Annotated in this window: 6 protein-coding genes; 5 read left to right on the forward strand and 1 reads right to left on the reverse strand. The window is 58.9% G+C overall.

The window, feature by feature from the left end; all coding sequences use genetic code 11:
- From O3298_RS28970 to O3298_RS28985, 4 genes are all read left to right on the forward strand, one after another.
- A partial coding sequence (locus tag O3298_RS28970) for a hypothetical protein (RefSeq protein ID WP_305061183.1) occupies positions 1–189 on the forward strand: 189 nt, incomplete at its 5' end.
- 170 nt (positions 190–359) lie between these two features.
- Positions 360–1,049, forward strand: a complete 690-nt coding sequence (locus O3298_RS28975) for an acid phosphatase (protein WP_289920025.1) — start codon at positions 360–362, stop codon at positions 1,047–1,049.
- Positions 1,050–1,111: 62 nt separating this feature from the next.
- Positions 1,112–2,590 carry a DUF2868 domain-containing protein gene (locus tag O3298_RS28980; RefSeq protein WP_305061184.1) on the forward strand — a complete coding sequence of 493 codons (1,479 nt, stop codon included), beginning with the start codon at positions 1,112–1,114 and terminating at the stop codon, positions 2,588–2,590.
- Complete coding sequence (locus O3298_RS28985; protein WP_289914100.1) at positions 2,587–4,077, forward strand: DUF3482 domain-containing protein; 1,491 nt, start codon at positions 2,587–2,589, stop codon at positions 4,075–4,077. Before O3298_RS28980 ends, O3298_RS28985 begins: the two co-directional genes overlap by 4 nt.
- Before the next feature lie 17 nt (positions 4,078–4,094).
- Here the strand turns inward: O3298_RS28985 and O3298_RS28990 are convergent, their stop codons facing one another.
- Positions 4,095–4,994 (reverse strand): LysR family transcriptional regulator, encoded by a 900-nt coding sequence (locus O3298_RS28990; protein ID WP_289914101.1) that lies wholly within the window; start codon positions 4,992–4,994, stop codon positions 4,095–4,097.
- A 110-nt stretch (positions 4,995–5,104) separates the two neighbouring features.
- Here O3298_RS28990 and O3298_RS28995 point away from each other — a divergent pair, with 110 nt between their 5' ends.
- Positions 5,105–6,184 carry a tartrate dehydrogenase gene (locus tag O3298_RS28995; RefSeq protein WP_289914102.1) on the forward strand — a complete coding sequence of 360 codons (1,080 nt, stop codon included), beginning with the start codon at positions 5,105–5,107 and terminating at the stop codon, positions 6,182–6,184.
- Positions 6,185–6,484 lie beyond the last annotated feature (300 nt).

Genomic DNA, 6,484 nt, shown 5'->3' on the forward strand with positions numbered 1-6,484 from the left:
AGGACCGTGAAACAACTTTGCGCCGATGATAGTGCTGCAACCAGTGTGAAAGTAGGTTATCGTCAGGCTTGTTATGCGAAAAAACCCCTTCCGGTGATCCGGTTGGGGTTTTTTTACGTCTGGTGCTTTTGCCTGGTGCGCGATTTTTGTCGTGCGTACGGCGAAGTTGCGCGAAGTTATCGCTCGTGAGCGCTTTTTACGGGGGAAGTGTGCCGCAAAAATACCTATCATACCCGGTCCGTGTTGCTAACTGCGGGCACCGTCATGTTCTCTTCATATTCACACTGTACGATGGCTTGCATGGCTGCTGTCCTTGGGCGGCCAGTCCCTTTCATCCCATCAAGTAAATGTGTGCATCCATGTTGGCCAAGCTTAAACTCGTCAAAACTCCCAAAGGCATCGATAGCGTCTTGATGCTGTCGGCCATGCTGATACTCTGGATCGGCAATTACAGCAACCTCGATCTCATGATCGCGGACAGCATGTTCGACGGGACGCGTGGGCAATTTGCTGGCACGGGCAGCGCGTGGGCGGGCAATTTCCAGCTCGGCATGATCTCGCTTGGCTCCGCCATGATCTGCCTGGCTATCTGGGACACCTTGCATCCGCTGGCCTGGCTGACCTCACGCCGCAGCGCCTTGCGCGTCGTGGCCCTGTCGGTTGTCTTGGTGCCGTTAAGCATTTATTTTCTCTCTTCCTTCGGCGATGTGCCTTGCCCTACGGATTTGCTGCGCTATGGCGGACTGGCGCCCTACACGCGCCTGCTGGAAACATTGCCCGCCAATGCATCTGCCATGGTTTGCCTGCCTGCCACGCAGGCGAACACTGCTTGGTGGATGCTGGCCTTGCCATTGTTTTGCCTGCCCGGACGGCCACGCACGGCGCTTCTGCTCGCTGGCGTCATGCTGCTGTGCGGTTTGGCGGCAGGCTGGCAGCAACAGTTGCAAGGTACACAATTTTTTACGCACACCTTGTGGTCTGCCTGGATTGCCTCTTTCCTGATATATCTGCTGCATAATCTGCTCCGGGCCGAGGACGCGTTGGCCTGAAACATAAAAGTACGTCACAATCTGCCTGTCTAGTTGTCGTTTCATACAAAAACAGGAGCACCATGAACGAGCAGATTGCGAGAGAAGTGGTATTGGTCCGTGCTATCGAGACGGCCGACCAGAAAAAAGAAGTCCTCAGCGAGGATGACCGCATGTATGCCAGCCGCAGCGCGCGTGAGCTTGCGCAGTGGCAAGCTTCGGGCAAGCAGGCCGAAGTGACGGGTGACGATTTCCTGCAGCAGCGCTCCGAGTTGATCCTCAAGCGCATCACCGAACGCACGCCTGCCTTCGCCGCTTTCGCGAAGCGCCGTAACGGCATGAAAGCCCTGGCGCTGGCCTTGCCCTTGCTGGCCCTGCTGCTGGGTGCCGGGCTCGACCGCATCACGGATCCCCATCGCGTGGATCTGCTGTCGGCGCCCTTGCTGCTGATCATTGCGTGGAACGTACTGGTCTACCTGGGCTTGCTGATCTGGCTATGCATCCCCTCGCATTCCCTCGGCTGGCCGAAAGCGGGGCTGGTGCGCCACCTGAGCGTGGGCCGCCTGGCCTTGCCGCGCAAGTTGCCGCACGCCTTGTCCTCGGGTTTGCTCAGCTTCATGGGGGAATGGGCGCACCTGAGCGCGAAGCTGACGGCCGCGCGCCTGAGCCGTACCATCCACTTGAGCGCCGCCATGTTTGCCATCGGCGCCGTCGCCTCGTTATATGCACGCGGTTTCCTTTCGCAATACGCAGCTGGTTGGGAAAGCACCTTTTTGAGTGCCAGCCAGGTGCACAGCCTGCTTTCAACCCTGTTTGCGCCGGCTATTGCCCTGTTTCATTTGCAAGGCTTTTCGCTGGCGGAAATCGAAGCGTTGCGTTTCCCGCAAACGACGACCGTCGAAGGCGGAGCGCGCTGGGTGCATTTGTATGCGGCAACCATCTTTCTGCTGGTGGTCGTTCCCCGCCTGATCCTGGCACTGGTCAACAATTGGCGCGCCGCGCGCCTGGCGAAACATTTTCCGCTGGATCTCGATCAACCGTATTTCCGCAAGCTTAATGAAAGCATCGGCGTGGCCACGGGCGGCATGCTGCGCGTCTTGCCATACAGCTTTACTGTCGATGAGGCGCGCCACAAGGGCCTGGGCCAGCTGTCCATCATGCTGTTCGGCGAGCAAGGGCGCATGATGTTGCGTCCGTCGACGTCGTATGGCGAAGAGCCGCAGGAGGTCTTGCGCGGTACGGACCTGAATGATCCGCAAGTCAATATCACGGTCGTGCTGTTCAACCTGACGGCGACGCCGGAAAAGGAAAATCATGGCGCCTTCCTCGATTACCTGGCGCAATCGTCGACACGCGGCATCGCCGTCCTGATCGACGAGTCCAGCTACCTGGAGCGCGCGGGCGAGCAGGTGGATAATGGCGCGCGCCTGGCGGAACGAGTCGCCTTGTGGCAACAATTCTGCCAGTTCCACAAAACTACGGCCACCCTGGTCAATTTGCTCAATCCTGCCTTGCACCCGCTTGATGCTGGTGTCGGGCTGAAAGTATCGGCAGCAGCATGAGTGTGAATGTGAATAAAGAAGTGCAGGATGATGCGGTGCAGATTCAGTTCGCGCTGATTTCGCACACGAATAATGGCAAGACGACACTGGCGCGTACCCTGGTGGGCGTAGATATCGGCGAAGTGCGCGACGCCGCCCACGTGACCGTGTTTGCGGAATCGCATACCTTGCTGGCGACACCGCAGGGTGATGCCCTGCAATTATGGGATACGCCAGGCTTCGGCGACTCCGTGCGCCTGCTCAAGCGCCTGGGGCAGTCCGGCAATCCCATCGGCTGGTTCCTGCGCGAAGTGCTGGACCGTTATCGCGACCGCCCGTTCTGGCTCAGCCAGCAAGCGCTGCGCACGGCCAAGGATGCGGCCGACGTGGTGCTGTACCTGGTCAACTCCTCTGAAAATCCCCGAGACGCGGGTTACTTGCCGGCGGAAATGAAAATCCTCGCCTGGCTGGATAAGCCGGTGGTGGTCTTGCTCAATCAGATGGGACCGCCGCGTCCGGGTAATGAGGAGCACGGCGAGCAGGCGCGCTGGCGCGAGCATTTGCAGCAGTATCCGATCGTGCGCGACGTCCTGGCGCTCGATGCCTTTGCCCGCTGCTGGGTACATGAGCGCGTGTTTTACGAAGCCGTGGGTAAATTGTTACCGCAGTCGCAGCAAGCTGGCTACGCGCGGTTGTTTGCTGCCTGGCAAACGCAAAATACGGCGCGTTTCCAACAGGCCATGCATTTGCTGGCCACGCAGCTGGCGGTGGCTGGGCAGGATCGCGAAGCCATTGATCCGGCGTCCAGAGGCTTGCTGAAATCGGCCTTGCAGGTAGTGGGTATCGGTAAGAATGCAGAGCAGCAACGCCAGGAAAAGGCCATGGCCAGCCTGGTGGCGCGCCTCAATACGCACAGCAGCGTGACCACGCGTGAACTGTTGATCTTGCACAAACTCGATCCGACCGATGCGCATAAGATCAATAGCCGGATACGGGAAAATTTCGCCGTGCGCGCGCCGATCGACAGGGCGCAAGCGGGGCTCTTGGGTGCCATGATTTCCGGTGCCGCGACGGGGCTATCGGCCGACCTGATTTCCGGCGGTTTGACACTGGGTACAGGCGCCTTGCTTGGCGGCGTGGTCGGTGCGCTGACGTTTGCCGGCGCAGCCTGGGGTTTTAATTCCGGTACGGACCGCAATGAGCCCACGATGCAATTTACCGATGCCTTTTTGCGTACCTTGGTGGTGGCGGGCGTGCTGCGTTACTTGGCGGTGGCGCACTTTGGCCGTGGCCGCGGTAACTTTGTCGAAAGCGAGGCGCCGGCCTTCTGGCAGGATGAGGTCGAGCAGGCGGTAGCGCGCCATGACGCTGCTCTGGCCGAGCTGTGGAAAGACGTGCGCCGGGAAAAGTCGCCGGAGCAAGCCGCCGAGCGCGTCCTGCCCCTCCTGTCGTCCATCACTTCCGATACCCTGGCGCGTCTGTATCCGGATGTGGCGCGCCTGGTGTAGATACCTGGTGTAGATCATCAGGCGCGGGCCTGCAGCCACTGCTCCAGAAACTGCACGCAGGCCCTGACCTTGGCCGAGTTCGACAGCCGCGAGGTGGTCACCGCCCACACGTCGGCCGCCTGTTGATACGCAGGCAAAATGCGCACCAGCTTGCCTTGCGCCAGGCTGCTTTCCACATCCCATGCCGAACGCAAGATGATGCCGTGGCCATCCAGCGCCCATTGATGGACGATCTCGCCATTGTTGGCCGAGAGCGGTCCGTCGACCTTCACCGTTTCCACTCCTTGCGGTCCCTGCAGTTTCCAGCGCCGCCCATCCTGGTCGCGTTCGCGAATGACGATGCAGTCATGCTCGCGCAACTGCGCCAGGGTGTCCGGCGTTCCGCGTCGTGCCAGGTAGGCGGGCGCGGCGCACAGTACGCGTTGGTTGCTGGCAATACGGTGGGCGATCAGGTCCGGTTCATGGACCACGCCGATGCGAATGTCGAGATCGAAACCTTCGCCCAGCAGGTCGACGGGCCGGTCGAGCAATTCCAGCTGTATTTTCAGGTCTGGATACTGCCGTGCCAGCTGGGATAGGGCTGGACCGAGCCGGTTGCGTCCGAAACCGGAACTGGAGCAGATGCGCAGCACGCCTTGCGGCTGCAGTTTCGACTGCGCTACCGCCTCACCCATTTGCTCGACATCTTCCAGGATGCGCTGTGCCCATTGCCGCACGATCTCGCCGTGATCGGTGACGCTGACCCGGCGTGTGGTCCGGTGCAGCAAACGTACTTGCAGCGCCGCTTCCAGCATGCCGATGCGCTTGCTGACGACGGCCTTGGAAATGCCCAGTTCCAAGGCTGTGCCGGCGAAGCTGGTTTTATGGGCGACCTGGCAAAACAGGCGTAAGTCTTCCAGCAGCGGTGTATGTTTCATTGATTGACCACGAAATGTGAATACTTGGGTTATGAATCTCCTGATTGTATTCTCATGCGGTGCCAGTATCATCAATGCACCCATTTAGCATCCATAACCAGGAGAATCCCATGCCCACACACCGAATCGCAGTCATCGCCGGCGACGGCATCGGCAATGAAGTCATGCCGGAAGGGCTGCGTGTTGTCGAGGCCGCCGCGCGCCGTTTCAATATCGACCTGCAGTTCACGACGATGGCATGGGCCAATTGCGACTATTACCTGGAACACGGGCAAATGATGCCCTCGGACTGGTTTGCCCAACTCAAGGATTTCGACGCCATCTATTTTGGTGCCGTGGGTTGGCCGGACAAGGTGCCCGACCACATCTCCTTATGGGGTTCGCTGTTGAAATTCCGGCGCGAATTCGACGAATACGTCAACCTGCGTCCCGTGCGCTTGATGCCTGGTGTGCCGTGCCCGCTGGCGAATAAGACGCCAGGTGATATCGATTTTTATGTGGTGCGTGAAAATACGGAAGGAGAGTATTCATCCGTGGGCGGGCGCATGTTCGAGGGGACGGAGCGAGAAACGGTGCTGCAGGAATCTGTTTTTACGCGCAAGGGTGTCGACCGTATCCTGAAGTATGCGTTTGAGCTGGCGCAAAGCCGGCCTAAAAAACACCTGACATCGGCCACGAAATCGAATGGCATCGCCATCAGCATGCCGTATTGGGATGAGCGGGTGGAAGCCATGGGCCCGAGCTTTCCCGATGTCCGCTGGGATAAATACCATATCGACATCCTGGCGGCCCGCTTTGTATTGAGCCCCGAACGTTTCGACGTGGTGGTCGCTTCGAATCTGTTTGGCGACATCCTGTCCGACCTGGGACCCGCCTGCACGGGGACGATTGCCATCGCACCGTCGGCCAATATCAATCCGGAGCGGACTTTTCCTTCCGTTTTCGAGCCGGTGCACGGTTCCGCGCCCGATATCTATGGCCAGAATATCGCCAACCCGATCGGCATGATCTGGTCGGGCGCCATGATGCTGGATTTCCTCGGCAATGGCGATGCCAATTACACGGCGGCGCATGATGCGATTGTGCGGGCCATCGAGCAAGTGCTCGAGCATGGTCCGCGTACGCCAGATATGGGTGGCAGCGCCAGTACGACGGATGTCGGCATGGCGGTTGCCGAATTGCTGAAATAAAGCTTGCTGCCTGTGAGTGGCTTTGCTATAGTTCGCCTCCCCAATGAGGCGCACTAGTTTGCGGCACAAAAGGGACAGCCTTCCGGGGCTGGGTAGTAGAAAAGAAGGTGTTGACGATTGTGCTGAAATGCTTCATACTCTTCCTTCTTCGCAGCTGACAAACACAACGCTTTGTCAATAGCGCGAAAGCAGTACCGAATACAGTTCTTTAACAATTAACAGTCGATAAGTGTGGGCATTTGATGTCAGTGCAGCGTCAATCTTCGGATTGGCGTAATACTTAAAATATATCAAATGTTC

Source organism: Janthinobacterium sp. SUN137, from assembly GCF_030587265.1.
Taxonomy (GTDB): domain Bacteria; phylum Pseudomonadota; class Gammaproteobacteria; order Burkholderiales; family Burkholderiaceae_D; genus Janthinobacterium; species Janthinobacterium kumbetense.

Bases quoted from the DNA above. Each gene is read 5' to 3' on its own strand.
- O3298_RS28980 (WP_305061184.1), top strand. From the start codon at position 1,112: ATGAACGAGCAGATTGCGAGAGAAGTGGTATTGGTCCGTGCTATCGAG.
- O3298_RS28985 (WP_289914100.1), top strand. From the start codon at position 2,587: ATGAGTGTGAATGTGAATAAAGAAGTGCAGGATGATGCGGTGCAGATT.
- O3298_RS28975 (WP_289920025.1), top strand. From the start codon at position 360: ATGTTGGCCAAGCTTAAACTCGTCAAAACTCCCAAAGGCATCGATAGC.
- O3298_RS28995 (WP_289914102.1), top strand. From the start codon at position 5,105: ATGCCCACACACCGAATCGCAGTCATCGCCGGCGACGGCATCGGCAAT.
- O3298_RS28990 (WP_289914101.1), bottom strand. From the start codon at position 4,994: ATGAAACATACACCGCTGCTGGAAGACTTACGCCTGTTTTGCCAGGTC.